Origin of the sequence: Streptomyces griseochromogenes (assembly GCF_001542625.1) — a bacterium.
GTDB lineage: Bacteria > Actinomycetota > Actinomycetes > Streptomycetales > Streptomycetaceae > Streptomyces > Streptomyces griseochromogenes.
The window spans coordinates 768,215-785,254 of record NZ_CP016279.1 but is presented as its reverse complement, the minus strand read 5'-3'; the positions used below and the strand labels follow the sequence as shown (position 1 = coordinate 785,254).

Genomic DNA, 17,040 nt, shown 5'->3' with positions numbered 1-17,040 from the left:
CCCTTACAGCTTCATCAGGCTGGCGTCGTCGACCGAGGCCGAGTGGCGGGTACGGAACAGCGACACGATGATCGCGAGGCCCACCACGACCTCCGCGGCGGCGACGACCATCGTGAAGAAGGCGATGATCTGGCCGTCGAGGTTGCCGTGCATCCGGGAGAAGACGACGAACGCGAGGTTGCAGGCGTTGAGCATCAGCTCGATGCACATGAACACGACGATCGCGTTGCGCCTGATCAGCACCCCGGTCGCGCCGACGGTGAACAACACAGCGGCGAGGTAGAGGTAGTTGACGGGGTTCACTTCGACGCCTCCTCGGTCCTCTTGAAGTGCGCCGGTTCGGTCTCCGTGCGCTCCAGACGCTCCTCGGCGCGCTGCTCCAGTGCCCGCAGGTCGCCCAGCGCCTCGGCGGACACGTCACGGATCTGGCCGCGCTCGCGCAGCGTCTTGCTGACGGTGAGCTCGGACGGGGTGCCGTCGGGCAGCAGGCCCGCGATGTCCACGGCGTTGTGCCGGGCGTAGACGCCGGGGGCGGGCAGCGGCGGGAGGTGCTTGCCCTCGCGGACGCGCTGCTCGGACAGCTCCCGCTGCGTCTTGGCCCGCTCGGTGCGCTCGCGGTGGGTGAGCACCATGGCCCCGACGGCGGCCGTGATCAGCAGGGCGCCGGTGATTTCGAAGGCGAACACGTACTTCGTGAAGATGAGGGACGCGAGGCCCTCCACGTTGCCGTTCGCGTTCGCCCGGCCGGTGCCGTCGAACTCCGTCAGGGTGGCGTTCCCGATGCCGGCGAACAGCAGGACACCGAAGCCGACCCCGCACAGTAGGGCCAGCCAGCGCTGACCCTTGATGGTCTCCTTCAGCGAGTCCGCGGCCGTCACGCCGACGAGCATCACCACGAACAGGAACAGCATCATGATCGCGCCGGTGTAGACGACGATCTGCACGATCCCGAGGAAGTAGGCGCCGTTGGCGAGGTAGAACACCGCCAGGATGATCATGGTCCCGGCGAGACAGAGCGCGCTGTGCACGGCCTTCCTCATGAAGACGGTGCCCAGGGCGCCGATCACCGCGACCGTGCCGAGGACCCAGAACTGGAAGGCCTCACCGGTGGACGTGGTGTAGGCGGCGAGCTGCGGGCTCATGCGTCCACCTCCTGCTCGTCAGCCGCCCCCGAAGGGCCTGCCGGTTGAGGCTCTTCGCCCTTGGAGACGGCCACCTGCCGGACGGTCCCCGGCGCGGCCTCTGTCACCAGGCCCCGGTAGTAGTCCTGCTCGTCGGTCCCGGGGAAGATCGCGTGAGGCGTCTCGACCATGCCCTCTTCGAGGCCGGCGAGCAGCTGCTCCTTGGTGTAGATGAGGTTGGCGCGGCTGGAGTCGGCCAGCTCGAACTCGTTGGTCATCGTCAGCGCGCGCGTGGGACACGCCTCGATGCACAGACCGCACAGGATGCAGCGTGCGTAGTTGATCTGGTAGACGCGGCCGTACCGCTCGCCCGGCGAGTAGCGCTCCTCGTCGGTGTTGTCGGCGCCCTCCACATAGATGGCGTCGGCGGGGCAGGCCCAGGCGCACAGCTCGCAGCCGACGCACTTCTCCAGGCCGTCCGGATGGCGGTTGAGCTGGTGCCGTCCGTGGAACCGCGGAGCCGTGGTCTTCTTCTGCTCCGGGTACTGCTCGGTCAGCCGCCTCTTGAACATGGCCTTGAAGGTCACGCCGAAGCCGGCCACGGGGTTCTGGAAACCGGGCTTGGTCTCCTTGGGCTCCTCAGCCATCGGACGCCTCCTTTCCATCCGAAGATCCGTCACTGACAGTGTCCGGCCCACCACTGACAATCAGCTCCCGCTCACGGTGCGGGCGTCGCCTCGGCACCGGCGGCAGCTCCTGCCCGGGCAGCGGCGGTACGGGGAATCCGCCCGCCATCGGGTCGAATCCGGGCTGCTGGTCGGTGGGCTGCCCGGCCGTCTTGGCCTTCTCCCGAAACATGTCGGCGATGAAGGAGACCAGCAGCAGGGCGAGGACGCCGCCGCCGACGTAGAGGGCGATGTCGGCGAAGTCGTAGTTCTCGTTGCGCAGGGCCCGCACGGTCGCGACGAGCATCAGCCAGGTCACGGAGACCGGGATGAGGACCTTCCAGCCGAGCTTCATCAGCTGGTCGTAGCGGACCCGCGGGAGCGTGCCGCGCAGCCAGATGAAGAAGAACAGCAGCAACTGGACCTTGATGACGAACCAGAGCAGCGGCCACCAGCCGTGGTTCGCGCCCTCCCAGAAGGCGCTGATCGGCCAGGGGGCGCGCCAGCCGCCGAGGAAGAGCGTGGTCGACACGGCCGAGACCGTCACCATGTTCACGTACTCGGCGAGCATGAACATCGCGAACTTGATCGAGGAGTACTCGGTGTTGAAGCCGCCGACCAGGTCGCCCTCGGACTCCGGCATGTCGAAGGGTGCGCGGTTGGTCTCGCCGACCATCGTGACGATGTAGAGGATGAAGGAGACCGGCAGCAGCAGGATGTACCAGCGGTCATGCTGCTGCTGGACGATCGTGGACGTCGACATCGATCCCGAGTAGAGGAACACGGAGGCGAACGCGGCGCCCATGGCGATCTCGTAGGAGATCATCTGCGCGCAGGAGCGGAGGCCGCCGAGCAGCGGGTAGGTCGATCCGGAACTCCAACCCGCCAGCACGATGCCGTAAATGCCGACGGAGGCGACCGCGAGGATGTACAGCATCGCGATAGGCAGGTCGGTGAGCTGCATCGTGGTGCGGTGACCGAAGATCGAGATCTCGTTGTCGGCCGGGCCGAAGGGGATCACCGCGATCGCCATGAACGCCGGGATGGCCGCGACGATCGGCGCGAGGATGTAGACCACCTTGTCCGCGCGCCTGACGATGAGGTCTTCCTTGAGCATCAGCTTCACGCCGTCGGCGAGCGACTGGAGCATGCCCCAGGGGCCGTGCCGGTTGGGGCCGATGCGCAGCTGCATCCAGGCAACGACCTTGCGCTCCCAGACGATGGAGAACAGCACGGTCACCATCAGGAAGGCGAAGCAGAAGACGGCCTTGATGACGACCAGCCACCAGGGGTCGCGGCCGAACATCGAGAGGTCTTCAGCGGCGAGGTACGGGCTCATGCCTCCACCTCCTTGGGGGCCTTGTCGGCGGGTGCCGCCGGGCCGATGCGGACGAGGGTGCCGGGCTGTGCGCCGGTGTCGGAGGCGACGCCCGTGCCGACGGAGTTCAGCGGGAGCCAGACCACCCGGTCGGGCATCTCGGTGATCTGGAGCGGGAGTTCGGTCGTACCGGCCGGTCCGGTGACGGCGAGGGCGTCGCCGTCCTTGACGCCCGCTTCGGCGGCCGTCGCGGCCGACACGCGCGCGCGTGCCGCGTGCCGGGTTCCGGCGAGTGCCTCGTCGCCCTCCTGCAGGACGCCCTGGTCCAGCAGCAGCCGGTGCCCGGCGAGTACGGCCTCGCCCGCGGCGGGACGGGGCAGCACGGCGGCGGACTCCATGGGCACGGTGGCCCGTGGGCCGCCCCAGGGGCCGAGGCGGTCGATCTCCGTGCGCGTGGTGCGCAGGTCCGGCAGGGCCAGGTGGACGTCCATGGCGTCGGCGAGCATGTGCAGCACCCGCCCGTCGGTCGGGGCGAGGCGGCGGGTCATCTGGTCGGGCTTGAGCGCGGCCTCGAAGAAGCGCACCCGGCCCTCCCAGTCGAGGAAGGTGCCGGCTTTCTCGGCGACCGCGGCGACCGGCAGGACGACGTCGGCGCGCTCGGTGACCTCGCTGGGCCGCAGCTCCAGCGAGACGAGGAAGCCGACGCTGTCGAGTGCCTCACGCGCGCGTGCCGGGTCGGGCAGGTCGGCGACCTCGACTCCGGCGACCACGAGCGCCGACAGCTCACCGGTGGCGGCGGCCTCGATGATCTGGTGGGTGTCGCGGCCGTAGCGCAGCGGCAGTTCGGCGAGCCCCCAGGCGGCCGCGACCTCCTCCCGCGCGCGCGGGTCGGTCGCCGGGCGGCCGCCCGGCAGCAGGGACGGCAGCGCGCCGGCCTCGACGGCGCCGCGCTCCCCGGCCCGCCGCGGGATCCACACCAGCTGGGCGCCGGTCGCGCCGGCCGCGCGCACGGCGGCGGTGAGCCCGCCGGGCACCGCGGCGAGCCGCTCTCCCACGACGATCACCGCGCCCTCGGAGCGCAGAGCCTCGGCGGCCCTGGTGCCCGGCGCCTCCAGGCCGACGCCGCCCGCGAGGGCGTCCAGCCACTCGGTCTCGGTGCCGGGAGCGGCCGGCAGCAGCGTGCCGCCTGCCTTCTCCAGGCCCCGGGTGGCATACGTGGCCAGGGCGAACACCTTCTGCTTGTGCTTGCGCCAGGCCTTGCGCAGCCGCAGGAAGACGCCGGGCGCCTCCTCCTCGGACTCGAACCCGACCAGCAGAACGGCGGGTGCCTTCTCCAGGGAGGTGTACGTGACGCCCGTACCGTCCAGGTCACGGCCGCGGCCGGCCACCCGGGCCGCCAGGAAGTCGGCCTCCTCGCCGCTGTGCACGCGCGCGCGGAAGTCGATGTCGTTCGTGGCGAGCGCCACGCGCGCGAACTTGCTGTACGCGTAGGCGTCCTCGACGGTCAGCCGGCCACCGGTGAGGACACCCGCCCGGGAGCGGGCGGCGGTCAGCCCGCGCGCGGCCGCTTCCAGCGCCTCCGGCCAGGAGGCGGGCTCCAGGACACCCTCGGCGCCCCGCACGAGCGGGGTGTCGAGGCGGTCCTTGAGCTGCGCGTACCGGAACCCGAAGCGTCCCTTGTCGCAGATCCACTCCTCGTTGACCTCGGGGTCGTCGGCGGCGAGCCGCCGCATGACCTTGCCGCGCCGGTGGTCGGTGCGGGTGGCGCAGCCGCCGGAGCAGTGCTCGCACACCGACGGCGAGGAGACCAGGTCGAAGGGGCGGGAGCGGAAACGATAGGCCGCCGAGGTGAGCGCGCCGACCGGGCAGATCTGGATGGTGTTGCCCGAGAAATACGACTCGAAGGGGTCGCCCTCACCGGTGCCGACCTGCTGCAGCGCGCCCCGCTCGATCAGTTCGATCATCGGGTCGCCCGCGATCTGGTTGGAGAAGCGGGTGCACCGGGCGCACAGCACGCACCGCTCGCGGTCGAGCAGGACCTGTGTGGAGATCGGGACGGGCTTCTCGTACGTCCGCTTACGGCCTTCGAAGCGGGACTCGGCGTTGCCGTGCGACATCGCCTGGTTCTGCAGCGGGCACTCGCCGCCCTTGTCGCAGACCGGGCAGTCCAGCGGGTGGTTGATGAGCAGCAGCTCCATCACACCGTGCTGGGCCTTTTCGGCGACGGGCGAGGTGAGGTGGGTCTTCACCACCATCCCGTCCGTACAGGTGATGGTGCAGGACGCCATCGGCTTGCGCTGGCCCTCGACCTCGACGATGCACTGGCGGCAGGCGCCGGCCGGGTCGAGGAGGGGGTGGTCGCAGAAGCGGGGGATCTCGATGCCGAGCTGCTCGGCGGCCCGGATGACCAGGGTGCCCTTGGGCACGCTGATCTCGGCGCCGTCGATCGTCAGCGTGACGAGGTCCTCCGGCGGGACCGCCGCCTGCCCCCCTCCGGAGGGAGCGCTGGTGGTCACGGTCATGCGTTCACCTCCGGGCGGTCCGCCCAGGCCGTCGACTTGGCCGGGTCGAAGGGGCAGCCCCGGCCCGTGATGTGCTGCTCGTACTCTTCGCGGAAGTACTTCAGCGAGGAGAAGATCGGGGATGCGGCGCCGTCACCGAGGGCGCAGAAGGACTTGCCGTTGATGTTGTCGGCGATGTCGTTCAGCTTGTCGAGATCGGACATGACGCCCTTGCCGGCCTCGATGTCCCGCAGCAACTGCACCAGCCAGTACGTCCCTTCGCGGCAGGGCGTGCACTTGCCGCAGGACTCGTGGGCGTAGAACTCGGTCCAGCGGGTCACCGCCCGCACCACGCAGGTCGTCTCGTCGAAGCACTGCAGGGCTTTCGTGCCGAGCATGGAACCCGCGGCACCCACTCCTTCGTAATCAAGAGGGACGTCGAGGTGCTCGTCGGTGAACATCGGCGTCGAGGAGCCGCCCGGCGTCCAGAACTTGAGCCGGTGCCCGGGCCGCATGCCGCCGCTCATGTCGAGGAGCTGGCGGAGTGTGATGCCGAGCGGCGCCTCGTACTGGCCGGGGCTCGCGACGTGACCGCTGAGCGAGTAGAGCGTGAAGCCGGGCGACTTCTCGCTCCCCATCGACCTGAACCAGTCCTTGCCGTTTTTCAGGATGGCGGGAACTGACGCGATCGATTCGACGTTATTCACCACAGTCGGACAGGCGTAGAGGCCTTCCACCGCAGGGAAGGGGGGACGGAGCCGCGGTTGACCACGGCGGCCTTCGAGCGAGTCGAGCAGTGCGGTCTCCTCACCGCAGATGTACGCGCCGGCGCCGGCGTGCACGGTGAGTTCGAGGTCGAGTCCGCTGCCCAGGACGTTCTCGCCGAGGTAGCCCGCCGCGTAGGCCTCGCGCACGGCCTCGTGCAACCGCCGCAGAACGGGGACGACTTCACCACGCAGATAGATGAAGGCATGAGACGACCTGATGGCATAGCACGCGATCACCATGCCCTCGATGAGGCTATGCGGGTTCGCGAAGAGGAGCGGGATGTCCTTGCAGGTCCCGGGCTCCGATTCGTCGGCGTTGACAACTAGATAGTGCGGTTTTCCATCACCCTGCGGAATGAACTGCCACTTCATTCCGGTCGGGAATCCCGCGCCACCGCGCCCGCGCAGACCGGAGTCCTTGACGTACGCGATCACGTCGTCCGGCGACATGGCGAGCGCCTTGCGCAGCCCCTCGTACCCCTCGTGCCTCCGGTAGACGTCCAGAGTCCAGGACCGGTCCTCGTCCCAGAAGGCCGACAGCACGGGTGCGAGCAGCTTCTCGGGGCTGGTGTCCTTGAGTTCGGTCACGGTCATCACTCCCCCTCCTCTTCGGCCTGGCCCGCGGACGGCGCATCCTGAGGTTCCTGGGCACGCGGATGGACCACGCGCGCGGGTGCGGCCTCTCCCCTTGCCAGGCGAAGGCCCACCAGCGAAGCGGGTCCCGCGCTGCCGCTCTCCTCGACGGCCCCTGGCCGCTCGTCGGGGAAGCCCGCCAGGATCCGCGCGGTCTCCTTGAAGGTGCACAGCCGCGCCCCGCGCGTGGGCTCGACGGGCCGTCCCGCGCGCAGATCGTCGACCAGGCGTTTGGCACTGCCCGGCGTCTGGTTGTCGAAGAACTCCCAGTTGACCATCACGACCGGCGCGAAGTCGCAGGCCGCGTTGCACTCGATGTGCTCCAGGGTGACCTTGCCGTCGTCGGTGGTCTCGCCGTTGCCGACGCCCAAGTGCTCCTGGAGGGTCTCGAAGATCGCGTCGCCGCCCATCACCGCGCACAGGGTGTTGGTGCACACGCCCACCTGGTAGTCACCGGACTGCCTGCGCCGGTACATGGTGTAGAAGGTGGCGACCGCGGTGACCTCGGCCGTGGTCAGGCCCAGCATGTCCGCGCAGAACCGCATCCCGGTACGCGTGACATGGCCCTCCTCGGACTGCACGAGGTGGAGCAGCGGCAGCAGGGCGGACCGGGAGTCCGGGTAGCGCGCGATCACCTCGCGCGCGTCCGCCTCCAGCCGGGCCCGGACGTCGTCCGGGTAGGCGGGCGCGGGCAGTTCGGGCATGCCCAGGCTGACGCCCCGCTGCGAAGAAGAGGTGGTCACCGGTCGACGCCTCCCATCACGGGGTCGATGGACGCGACGGCGACGATGACGTCGGCGACCTGGCCGCCCTCGCACATCGCCGCCATGGCCTGCAGGTTGGTGAAGGACGGGTCGCGGAAGTGGACCCGGTAGGGGCGGGTGCCGCCGTCGGAGACGGCGTGCACCCCGAGCTCGCCCTTGGGTGACTCGACGGCCGCGTAGGCCTGTCCCGGCGGAACCCGGAAGCCCTCGGTGACCAGCTTGAAGTGGTGGATCAGGGCCTCCATGGAGGTGCCCATGATCTTCTTGATGTGGTCGAGGGAGTTGCCGAGGCCGTCCGGCCCCAGGGCGAGCTGGGCGGGCCAGGCGATCTTCTTGTCGGCGACCATGACGGGGCCGGGCTGGAGCCGGTCCAGGCACTGCTCGACGATCCCGAGCGACTGGCGCATCTCCTCCAGGCGGACCAGGAAGCGGCCGTAGGCGTCGCAGCTGTCGGCGGTCGGGACGTCGAAGTCGTACGTCTCGTAGTCGCAGTACGGCTGTGTCTTGCGCAGGTCGTGGGGCAGGCCCGTGGAGCGCAGGATCGGGCCGGTCGCGCCGAGGGCCATGCAGCCGGCCAGGTCGAGGTAGCCGATGTCCTGCATGCGGGCCTTGAAGATGGGGTTCCCGGTGGCGAGCTTGTCGTACTCCGGGAGGTTCTTCTTCATCTTCTTCACGAACTCGCGGATCTGGTCCACCGCGCCGGGCGGGAGGTCCTGAGCGAGTCCTCCGGGCCGGATGTACGCGTGGTTCATGCGCAGGCCCGTGATGAGCTCGTAGATGTCGAGAATCATTTCACGATCACGGAATCCGTAGATCATGATCGTGGTGGCGCCCAGTTCCATGCCGCCGGTGGCGATGCACACCAGGTGGGAGGACATCCGGTTCAGCTCCATCAGGAGCACTCGGATGATCTTGGCGCGTTCGGTGATCTGGTCCTCGATGCCGAGGAGCTTCTCGACGGCGAGACAGTAGGCGGTCTCGTTGAAGAACGACGTGAGGTAGTCCATGCGCGTGACGAAGGTGGTGCCCTGCGTCCACGTACGGAACTCGAGGTTCTTCTCGATGCCGGTGTGCAGATAGCCGATGCCGCAGCGGGCCTCGGTGACCGTCTCGCCCTCGATCTCCAGGATCAGGCGGAGCACCCCGTGGGTGGAGGGATGCTGGGGCCCCATGTTGACGACGATGCGCTCGTCGTCGGCGCGGGCCGCGGACTGGACGACCTCGTCCCAGTCGCCACCGGTGACCGTATATACGGTGCCCTCGGTGGTCTCGCGCGCCGAAGCGGCCGAGGCCGCGGATGCTGACTGCGTGCTCACGAGTACGACCTCCGCTGGTCCGGAGCCGGGATCTGGGCGCCCTTGTACTCGACGGGAACGCCGCCGAGGGGGTAGTCCTTGCGCTGCGGATGGCCCTGCCAGTCGTCCGGCATCATGATCCGCGTCAGGGCCGGGTGACCGTCGAAGACGATCCCGAAGAAGTCGTAGGTCTCGCGCTCGTGCCAGTCGTTGGTCGGATAGACGGAGACCAGGGACGGGATGCGCGGGTCGCTGTCGGGGGCGCTCACCTCGAGGCGGATCAGCCGGTTGTGGGTGATCGAGCGCAGGTGGTAGACGGCGTGCAGCTCGCGGCCCTTGTCCTGCGGGTAGTGGACACCGCTGACGCCGGTGCACAGCTCGAACCGCAGGGCCGGGTCGTCGCGCAGGGTGCGGGCGATGCGGACCAGGTGCTCACGTTCGATGTGGAAGGTGAGCTCGCCGCGGTCGACGACCGTCTTCTCGACGGCGTTCTCGGGGAGGAGTCCCTGCTCCTCCAGGGCGCCCTCCAGCTCGTCGGCGACCTCGTCGAACCAGCCGCCGTAGGGCCGGCTCGCCGGTCCCGGTAGCCGGACCGAGCGGACGAGACCGCCATAGCCGGAGGTGTCGCCGCCGTTGTTGGCGCCGAACATGCCGCGCTGGACGCGGATCTCCTCGCCGCCCTGGCCGCGCTGGCCGGGGAGGTTGGAGGCGGCGAGGTCCTTCTCGGGGTTCACCCCGTTCGCGGAGCCGTTCGCGCCGTTGGTGCCGTTCGCGTCGCTCACTGCAGCAGCCCCTTCATCTCGATCGTGGGCAGGGCCTTGAGCGCCGCCTCCTCCGCCTCGCGGGCCGCCTCCTCGGCGTTCACGCCGAGCTTGGAGGTCTGGATCTTGTGGTGGAGCTTGAGGATGGCGTCCATCAGCATCTCGGGCCGGGGCGGGCAGCCGGGGAGATAGATGTCGACCGGGACGATGTGGTCGACGCCCTGGACGATCGCGTAGTTGTTGAACATGCCGCCCGAGGAGGCGCAGACACCCATGGAGATCACCCATTTCGGGTTGGGCATCTGGTCGTAGACCTGCCTCAGTACCGGCGCCATCTTCTGGCTGACCCGGCCGGCGACGATCATCAGGTCCGCCTGGCGCGGCGAGCCGCGGAAGACCTCCATGCCGAAGCGGGCGAGGTCGTAGCGCCCGGCGCCGGTGGTCATCATCTCGATGGCGCAGCAGGCAAGGCCGAAGGTGGCCGGGAAGACGGACGCCTTGCGCACCCAGCCCGCGGCCTGCTCGACGGTGGTCAGCAGGAAGCCGCTCGGCAGCTTTTCTTCGAGTCCCATGTCTCTAAAGGCCCCTCAGTCCCATTCCAGGCCGCCGCGCCGCCATACGTACGCGTACGCGACGAAGACGGTGAGCACGAAGAGCAGCATCTCCACGAGCCCGAAGATCCCCAGGGCGTCGAAGGTGACGGCCCAGGGGTAGAGGAAGACGATCTCGATGTCGAAGACGATGAAGAGCATCGCCGTCAGGTAGTACTTGATGGGGAAGCGCCCGCCGCCGGCCGGCGTGGGGGTCGGCTCGATGCCGCACTCGTAGGCCTCGAGTTTGGCGCGGTTGTACCGCTTCGGACCGATCAGCGTGGCCATGACCACGGAGAAGATCGCAAAGCCTGCCCCGAGGGCTCCCAGTACGAGGATGGGCGCATACGCGTTCACCGCTCCTCGCTCCTCTCAGTCGGCACTGACTGGTGGCGGTTGCACTGGGCTCACACCCGCCTCACCGGCCCCACGAACCCCGCTCGCCCCAGGCGAAGATCGAGAACATGTGAAGCAGGTCACAAGCCCAACTGCCTCGCATCTTATGCCCGCCACTCTGTGATCTGCGACACGGGGTATTACACAAGCTTTGTGATCTCCACCACCTGACGAAGGATCATGAAGTCGGATGATGGGTGATCTTCATACGCGAAGCGTTCAGGTGATCACCATAAGTGACATTTTCGCTCGTCATCGCAGGCCGGAAGGGGCGTCTCAATATCAAGAGACTTCCATTGCATGCAAATTGGCGTCGGACATGACGCCCTGATAGTGGAGCGCGTTCACACATCAGGGGTAGGTCCGGGGCGGGGTGTGGACACCGTCTGGCGCGTGCACGCGTTCACGAACTCCCATCCGCGCGGGACGCCGCCCTTCCGGTAACCGTTCCGTGACCTCCGCCACATCCATGAGAGCGGTCTGAGAACCGGGCTTGGCCATCCACCCAAACCAGTGGTAGACGCGGGGCAATTCGGACGTAATGATCAAAGACCGTGATCAAGGCCTTGATCACGGGCGTCCGTAATGTCCGTTACGGCGTCAATAAAGAGTGACACGCCGGGGCTTCGAGGTCTCGATTGAACAACTGTGGCGCAGCACACGTTTCTTGAAGATATGAAGGAGCACCTGGTACCGGTTATCCCCATGTCCCACACCGCTCACATACGCAGCCACCGGAAGCCCCGCCGCAGCGCGTCGACCATCGCCGTGCGGGCTGGAGTTGCCGGTGGCGTCCTCAGCTCCCTGGCAGTCGCCGGGGCGTCCGGCTCGGCGAACGCGTCCGAGCCGGTGACGCAGACCCTCGAACTGCCCACCCTGACGGCCGACCTGGCCGCTCAGGTCGCCCAGTCCGCGGACGCCACGCAGCAGGCTGCCGCGAACTACCAGCTGCAGGCCGAGCGCGACCAGGCCGCCGCAAACGCCGCGAAGCAGGCCAAGGCGGACCTCGCGGACGCGAAGCAGAAGGCGGCGGAGGCCAAGAAGAAGGCCCAGGAGGCCGCCCGCAAGGAGGCCGCCGCGCGCGCCTCGCGCAACGCGGAGCGGACGACGCTCTCCACCAAGGCGAGCACCGACACCTCCACCAGCACGTCGACGAGCACGTCCACGGCGACCGGTTCGGCCGCCGCCGTCATCTCCTTCGTGAAGGCGCAGATCGGCAAGGCGTACGTCTCCGGCGCCACCGGCCCCTCCGCCTACGACTGCTCCGGCCTCGTGCAGACGGCCTTCAAGCAGGTGGGCATCAGCCTGCCGCGCGTCTCCCAGGACCAGTCGACGGCCGGCACCCCGGTGTCGCTGAGCAACCTGCAGCCGGGCGACATCCTGTACTGGGGCAGCGCGGGCAGCGCGTACCACGTGGCGGTGTACGTGGGCGACGGCATGTTCGTCGGCGCGCAGAACCCCTCCAGCGGCGTCGGGGAGCACCCGCTGTCGTACGACCCGCCGACCGGCGCCGTGCGGGTGCTCTGAGCGCTCAGCACGCCTCTCACGCGCGTAGGGCCGCAGTCTCCCGGAGGCAGCGGCCCTGGCGCCTTCCCTGACGCGCTCCGCGCCCTCCCTGGCATGCTCTGTGGTCCGGGCCGCCGCTCGGCGGTCCGTCCACGAGCGAAGGAGACAGCGCGATGCCACGCGTGTTCGTCCAGGGAAGCCCCGCCGACCACTACCCGCGTCACGCCCCCGAGGCCGGGCGCGGTGCGGTGCGCCGGATCACCGAGGTCGGCGAGGAGGTCCTGCACAAGCCGTGCCGGGACGTCACGGAGTTCGGGCCCGACCTCGCCGCGCTCATCGACGACATGTTCCTCACCATGTATGTCGCCGAGGGAGCGGGACTGGCGGCGAATCAGGTCGGTGTCGATCTGCGTATGTTCGTGTACGACTGCCCCGATGACGATGGAATCCGGCATGTCGGACACATCATTAATCCTGTACTGGAGTCCGCCACGGCCGGGCGCCGGCTGATCGACGAGGGCGAGGGGTGCCTGTCGGTGCCGGGCGCCGTGATGGCCGTTCCGCGGCCGGAGCGGGCCGTCGTGCGCGGGCAGGACAAGGACGGCGATCCGCTCGTCATCGAGGGCACCGGCTACTTCGCCCGCTGCCTCGCGCACGAGACCGACCACACCAACGGGTACATCTACCTGGACCGGCTCGCCAAGCGGGAGAAAAAGGACGCGCTGCGGCAGATGGCGGACCGGCGGGACGAGGTGTTCGCCCGCCGGGCCGCCAGGGCCGAGAAGCTGAGCCCGGCGTAAGCGCTGCGCCGGTGGAGCCGCGATGGCGCCGTCGTACGTCTGCGGCGCCATCGTGGCTGGTCGCGCCCCTGCGGCGGTAGCCGCACGTCAAGTACGACCCCGCGCGCTCCTTCGAGGCGCTACGCCTTCGGAGCCACCTTGCTGAGGCCGTTGATGATGCGGTCCATCGCGTCGCCGCCCGTCGGGTCGGTGAGGTTCGCCAGCAGCTTCAGGGTGAACTTCATCAGCATCGGATGGGTCAGACCGCGCTGGGCGGCGATCTGCATGACCTTCGGGTTGCCGATGAGCTTCACGAAGGCACGGCCGAGCGTGTAGTAGCCGCCGTAGGTGTCCTTGAGGACGCGCGGGTAGCGCTGGAGAGCGATCTCGCGCTGGGCGGGCGTGGCCCGCGCGTGGGCCTGGACGATGACGTCGGCGGCGATCTGGCCGGACTCCATGGCATAGGCGATGCCCTCGCCGTTGAAGGGGTTCACCAGGCCGCCGGCGTCGCCCACCAGAAGCAATCCGCGCGTGTAGTGCGGCTGGCGGTTGAAGGCCATGGGCAGGGCGGCGCCGCGGATCGGGCCCGTCATGTTCTCCGGGGTGTAGCCCCAGTCCTCGGGCATGGAGGCGCACCAGGCCTTGAGGATCTCGCGCCAGTCCAGCTCCTTGAAGGCGGCGGAGGTGTTGAGCACGCCGAGGCCCACGTTGGAGGTGCCGTCGCCCATGCCGAAGATCCAGCCGTAGCCGGGCAGCAGACGGTCCTGGGGGCCGCGGCGGTCCCACAGCTCCAGCCAGGACTCCAGGTAGTCGTCGTCGTGGCGCGGGGAGGTGAAGTACGTGCGCACCGCGACGCCCATCGGGCGGTCCTCGCGGCGGTGCAGGCCCATGGCGAGGGACAGGCGGGTGGAGTTGCCGTCGGCGGCGACGACGAGCGGCGCGTGGAAGGTGACCTCGCGCTTCTCCTCGCCGAGTTTGGCCGTCACGCCGGTGATACGGCCGGTGCGGTCGTCGATGACGGGGCCGGAGACGTTGCAGCGCTCGTACAGGCGGGCGCCGGCCTTCTGGGCGTTACGGGCGAGCTGCTCGTCGAAGTCGTCGCGCTTGCGGACGAGTCCGTAGTTCGGGTAGGCGGCGAGATCCGGCCAGTCCAGCTGGAGCCGGGAGCCGCCGCCGATGATGCGCAGGCCCTTGTTGCGCAGCCAGCCGGCCTCTTCGGAAATGTCGATGCCCATGGCCACGAGCTGCTTGACCGCGCGTGGGGTGAGGCCGTCGCCGCAGACCTTCTCCCGCGGGAACTCGGTCTTCTCCAGCAGGAGGACGTCGAGTCCGGCCTTGGCGAGGTGGTAGGCGGTGGTGGAGCCGGCTGGCCCCGCGCCGACGACGATCACATCGGCGGTGTGGTCGGAGAGGGGCTCGGTCACGGCGGGATCTCCCCAAGGCTCGAAATCTGCGTGCCGACCGGCACTGGACATGGGCAGTCTATTCAGCAGAATTGATCACCGGCTGAAGGGCTGCCCCGTGAACAGAACTCTCCCCGTAGTACGGCTGCGTGTGCCCACCGACGAGGACGCGTTCGCCTGGCACAGGCTCTTCGCCGACCCCGAGGTCATGGAGTTCTACGGCGGCAGGCCGGCGGAGCTGTCCGTCTACGAGGAACTCACGGCGCGCCAGCGGCGGCACGACGCGGAGCACGGCTTCTGCCTGTGGACCATGCTCGACGAGGCGGGCGAGGTCATCGGCTTCACCGGCGCCCAGCCCTGGCCGCCCGCCTGGGGTCCGGTCGGCGAGATCGAGATCGGCTGGCGGCTCGGCCGGGCGCACTGGGGCAAGGGATATGTCACCGCGGCCGCGCGCGAGACGCTCGACCGGGTCCGGGCGGCGGGCGTGCCGGGCGTCGTGGCGATGGTCCGGCCGGGCAACGAGCGGTCGATCGCGGTGACCCGGCGACTCGGCATGAAGCAGGCGCGGAGCTACATCCATCCCACGCTGGAGGAGGAAGCCCTCTGCTTCCGGCTCGCCTTCGACGGCAACGACATTCGGTGACTCAAAGTAGTCGACTGTCACAGAAAGCCATGTGAAGCTTCCGGGCGGCACATGCCCGAGTTACCCTGCCAGTACCGCTGGGGGTGACATCTGTGCGTATAACACCCAAAACACCCGAAGTGCGCGTTCCTCGTCTGGTCGGTCTGATGGCGGTGGACGCGCGCGAATCGGCCCGGGCGCGGGGTCTGTTCCTCAACGCGCCGGACCGCCCGGACTTCCACCTCACGGTCGTCGACTACGTCGTGCGCCAGTATCCGCAGCCCGGCGCCGAGGTGCCGCGGGACTCCCTGGTGTACGTGTGGTTCGACTTCGGTGAGGGAGAGGGCGGCGGAGGCGTGCGCGAGCCACGCATCCCGCGGCCGCCGAGAGGCGGAATGCAACGCGAACTGGGTGAGCCCGGGGACGCCTTCGAGATGATCAACCGGTGAGACACCGGCACCCGCCGGGCGGGCTCAGCTCTCCTTGAAGCCCCGGTGCAGCGCGACCACACCGCCGGTGAGGTTGCGCCACGCCACCTTCGACCAGCCCGCCTTGCGCAGCCGTTCGGCGAGTGCGGGCTGGTCGGGCCAGGCACGGATGGACTCGGCGAGGTAGACGTAGGCGTCCGGGTTCGAGGAGACCGCGCGCGCGACCGGAGGCAGGGCGCGCATCAGGTACTCGGTGTAGACGGTCCGGAAGGGCTCCCATGTCGGGTGGGAGAACTCGCAGATCACCACCCGGCCGCCGGGCCGGGTCACCCGGTACATCTCGCGCAGGGCCGCGTCCGTGTCCTGGACATTGCGCAGACCGAAGGAGATCGTGACGGCGTCGAAGGTGTCGTCCTTGAACGGCAGCCGCGTCGCGTCGCCCGCCGTGAACGGCAGCCAGGTGTGCTTCCGCTTGCCGACCTGGAGCATCCCGATCGAGAAGTCGCACGGGACCACGTAGGCGCCCGTCCGCGCGAAGGGCAACGAGGAGGTCGCCGTACCGGCCGCGAGGTCGAGGACCTTCTGCGCGGGGCGCGCGTCGACCGCCTTCGCCACCTCCTTGCGCCAGCGCCGGTCCTGGCCGAGCGACAGCACGTCGTTCGTCAGGTCGTACCGTTCCGCCACGTCGTCGAACATCGAGGCGACTTCGTGCGGCTGCTTGTTCAGGGAAGCGCGGGTCACCCGCCCATTCTTGCAGCACGGCCTCCGGGGATCCGCCGGGGCTTCTTCTTGGCGGCCACGTCCTCCACCCGGGCGCACGCCAGGACGAAGCCGGCGGTCAGGACCCGGCCGGCAGGGGGTTCTCCGGTCGAGCGCGGATCAGCGGCGCCGGAAGACCAGCCGGCCCGCCACGACCGTCGCCACACACGTCCCCGCTCCGCGTTCGGCCAGCTCCGCCTCGTCGCGGACGTCGAACACCGCGAATCGGGCCGCGGATCCGCGTTCCCGGGCGGACTGCGTCATGGGCGGCAGGGGGGAGACGAAAGGGTCGAGGGAGGGCGCCCAGTCCGGGCGCCCCAGCCGGCCCACGGCCCTCAGCCCGGTGCGCCGCACGGCGTCCCGCACCGCGCGGTTGCGCAGCGGCAGTTCACAGGCCGCGGCGACCGTGCCGTGCGCCAGCATCCGCTGCACCCCGCGCCGGGCGCTCGCGCCCCAGCGGGCGTCGTCGAGGTCGAGGGCCGTGAGCGCGTCCCCGGTCAGCGGCTCGGTGCCGAGGACGTCAGCCTCCCGCGGGTCGGGGTGGTACGCCTCTTCCAGCAGCTCGGTGCCGTGGGCGTTGACGAACCCGGCCGTGATGATGCCGGGCCAGGTGCGCACGCGCGCGCGTGGATGCTCGGCGGCCACCTCCTCCAGCGGCCCGGCGGCCGCGATCCACTCGCCCTCGACGGCGAGGGCGAGGCCCCTGGAGTCGGTGTGAATGGTCAGCACGGC

General features: G+C 69.3%; 18 protein-coding genes. 4 read left to right on the top strand and 14 right to left on the bottom strand.

From position 1 onward, the window contains the following. Positions 1-3 precede the first annotated feature (3 nt). Genes nuoK through AVL59_RS03655 form a run of 11 tightly spaced genes read right to left on the bottom strand, consistent with a single transcriptional unit; the run spans position 4 to position 10,772 of the window. A complete protein-coding gene (gene nuoK, locus AVL59_RS03705) occupies positions 4-303 on the bottom strand; it encodes an NADH-quinone oxidoreductase subunit NuoK (RefSeq protein WP_067299772.1) in 300 nt (99 codons plus the stop codon). Next, a complete protein-coding gene (locus tag AVL59_RS03700; protein ID WP_067299771.1) occupies positions 300-1,142 on the bottom strand; it encodes an NADH-quinone oxidoreductase subunit J in 843 nt (280 codons plus the stop codon). The genes nuoK and AVL59_RS03700 overlap by 4 nt, the downstream gene beginning before the upstream one ends. Beyond that, entirely contained in the window at positions 1,139-1,768 is a 630-nt protein-coding gene (gene nuoI / locus AVL59_RS03695) for an NADH-quinone oxidoreductase subunit NuoI (RefSeq protein ID WP_067299770.1), read from the bottom strand. The genes AVL59_RS03700 and nuoI overlap by 4 nt, the downstream gene beginning before the upstream one ends. Beyond that, complete coding sequence (nuoH, locus tag AVL59_RS03690) at positions 1,761-3,125, bottom strand: NADH-quinone oxidoreductase subunit NuoH (protein WP_067299769.1); 1,365 nt, start codon at positions 3,123-3,125, stop codon at positions 1,761-1,763. Before nuoH ends, nuoI begins: the two co-directional genes overlap by 8 nt. After that, positions 3,122-5,626 (bottom strand): NADH-quinone oxidoreductase subunit G, encoded by a 2,505-nt coding sequence (locus AVL59_RS03685; protein ID WP_067299768.1) that lies wholly within the window; start codon positions 5,624-5,626, stop codon positions 3,122-3,124. The genes nuoH and AVL59_RS03685 overlap by 4 nt, the downstream gene beginning before the upstream one ends. Further along, on the bottom strand, positions 5,623-6,966 hold the full coding sequence (gene nuoF / locus AVL59_RS03680) for an NADH-quinone oxidoreductase subunit NuoF (protein WP_067299767.1): 1,344 nt from the start codon (positions 6,964-6,966) through the stop codon (positions 5,623-5,625). Before nuoF ends, AVL59_RS03685 begins: the two co-directional genes overlap by 4 nt. Then, complete coding sequence (nuoE, locus tag AVL59_RS03675) at positions 6,966-7,748, bottom strand: NADH-quinone oxidoreductase subunit NuoE (RefSeq protein WP_067299766.1); 783 nt, start codon at positions 7,746-7,748, stop codon at positions 6,966-6,968. Before nuoE ends, nuoF begins: the two co-directional genes overlap by 1 nt. Beyond that, complete coding sequence (locus AVL59_RS03670; RefSeq protein ID WP_067299765.1) at positions 7,745-9,085, bottom strand: NADH-quinone oxidoreductase subunit D; 1,341 nt, start codon at positions 9,083-9,085, stop codon at positions 7,745-7,747. The genes nuoE and AVL59_RS03670 overlap by 4 nt, the downstream gene beginning before the upstream one ends. Beyond that, positions 9,082-9,846 (bottom strand): NADH-quinone oxidoreductase subunit C, encoded by a 765-nt coding sequence (locus tag AVL59_RS03665; RefSeq protein ID WP_067299764.1) that lies wholly within the window; start codon positions 9,844-9,846, stop codon positions 9,082-9,084. The genes AVL59_RS03670 and AVL59_RS03665 overlap by 4 nt, the downstream gene beginning before the upstream one ends. Continuing rightward, positions 9,843-10,397, bottom strand: coding sequence for a NuoB/complex I 20 kDa subunit family protein (locus tag AVL59_RS03660; protein ID WP_067299763.1), 555 nt, complete (start codon positions 10,395-10,397; stop codon positions 9,843-9,845). Before AVL59_RS03660 ends, AVL59_RS03665 begins: the two co-directional genes overlap by 4 nt. Before the next feature lie 15 nt (positions 10,398-10,412). Further along, entirely contained in the window at positions 10,413-10,772 is a 360-nt protein-coding gene (locus AVL59_RS03655) for an NADH-quinone oxidoreductase subunit A (protein WP_003992243.1), read from the bottom strand. A 744-nt stretch (positions 10,773-11,516) separates the two neighbouring features. Between AVL59_RS03655 and AVL59_RS03650 the strand changes: the two genes are divergently transcribed. Beyond that, positions 11,517-12,338, top strand: a complete 822-nt coding sequence (locus tag AVL59_RS03650; protein WP_099052996.1) for a C40 family peptidase — start codon at positions 11,517-11,519, stop codon at positions 12,336-12,338. A gap of 152 nt (positions 12,339-12,490) precedes the next feature. Next, positions 12,491-13,117 carry a peptide deformylase gene (gene def, locus AVL59_RS03645; RefSeq protein ID WP_067299762.1) on the top strand — a complete coding sequence of 209 codons (627 nt, stop codon included), beginning with the start codon at positions 12,491-12,493 and terminating at the stop codon, positions 13,115-13,117. 119 nt (positions 13,118-13,236) lie between these two features. Here the strand turns inward: def and AVL59_RS03640 are convergent, their stop codons facing one another. Next, entirely contained in the window at positions 13,237-14,571 is a 1,335-nt protein-coding gene (locus AVL59_RS03640) for a geranylgeranyl reductase family protein (protein ID WP_067299761.1), read from the bottom strand. Between the two features lie 46 nt (positions 14,572-14,617). Here AVL59_RS03640 and AVL59_RS03635 point away from each other — a divergent pair, with 46 nt between their 5' ends. Both AVL59_RS03635 and AVL59_RS03630 read left to right on the top strand, forming a co-directional pair. Further along, positions 14,618-15,142, top strand: coding sequence for a GNAT family N-acetyltransferase (locus tag AVL59_RS03635; RefSeq protein WP_067299760.1), 525 nt, complete (start codon positions 14,618-14,620; stop codon positions 15,140-15,142). 119 nt (positions 15,143-15,261) lie between these two features. Next, complete coding sequence (locus AVL59_RS03630; protein WP_079146509.1) at positions 15,262-15,570, top strand: PASTA domain-containing protein; 309 nt, start codon at positions 15,262-15,264, stop codon at positions 15,568-15,570. Positions 15,571-15,594: 24 nt separating this feature from the next. Here AVL59_RS03630 and AVL59_RS03625 read toward each other — a convergent pair whose 3' ends face one another. Continuing rightward, on the bottom strand, positions 15,595-16,290 hold the full coding sequence (locus AVL59_RS03625) for a demethylmenaquinone methyltransferase (RefSeq protein WP_067299758.1): 696 nt from the start codon (positions 16,288-16,290) through the stop codon (positions 15,595-15,597). A gap of 138 nt (positions 16,291-16,428) precedes the next feature. Then, entirely contained in the window at positions 16,429-17,037 is a 609-nt protein-coding gene (locus tag AVL59_RS03620) for an imidazolonepropionase-like domain-containing protein (RefSeq protein WP_067299757.1), read from the bottom strand. Between the last annotated feature and the right edge of the window lie 3 nt (positions 17,038-17,040).

Excerpts from the sequence above, each read along its gene's own strand:
- AVL59_RS03685 (WP_067299768.1), bottom strand. The coding sequence starts at position 5,626 with ATGACCGTGACCACCAGCGCTCCCTCCGGAGGGGGGCAGGCGGCGGTC.
- nuoI (WP_067299770.1), bottom strand. The coding sequence starts at position 1,768 with ATGGCTGAGGAGCCCAAGGAGACCAAGCCCGGTTTCCAGAACCCCGTG.
- def (WP_067299762.1), top strand. The coding sequence starts at position 12,491 with ATGCCACGCGTGTTCGTCCAGGGAAGCCCCGCCGACCACTACCCGCGT.
- AVL59_RS03640 (WP_067299761.1), bottom strand. The coding sequence starts at position 14,571 with ATGTCCAGTGCCGGTCGGCACGCAGATTTCGAGCCTTGGGGAGATCCC.
- nuoH (WP_067299769.1), bottom strand. The coding sequence starts at position 3,125 with ATGAGCCCGTACCTCGCCGCTGAAGACCTCTCGATGTTCGGCCGCGAC.
- nuoF (WP_067299767.1), bottom strand. The coding sequence starts at position 6,966 with ATGACCGTGACCGAACTCAAGGACACCAGCCCCGAGAAGCTGCTCGCA.
- AVL59_RS03660 (WP_067299763.1), bottom strand. The coding sequence starts at position 10,397 with ATGGGACTCGAAGAAAAGCTGCCGAGCGGCTTCCTGCTGACCACCGTC.
- AVL59_RS03700 (WP_067299771.1), bottom strand. The coding sequence starts at position 1,142 with ATGAGCCCGCAGCTCGCCGCCTACACCACGTCCACCGGTGAGGCCTTC.
- AVL59_RS03650 (WP_099052996.1), top strand. The coding sequence starts at position 11,517 with ATGTCCCACACCGCTCACATACGCAGCCACCGGAAGCCCCGCCGCAGC.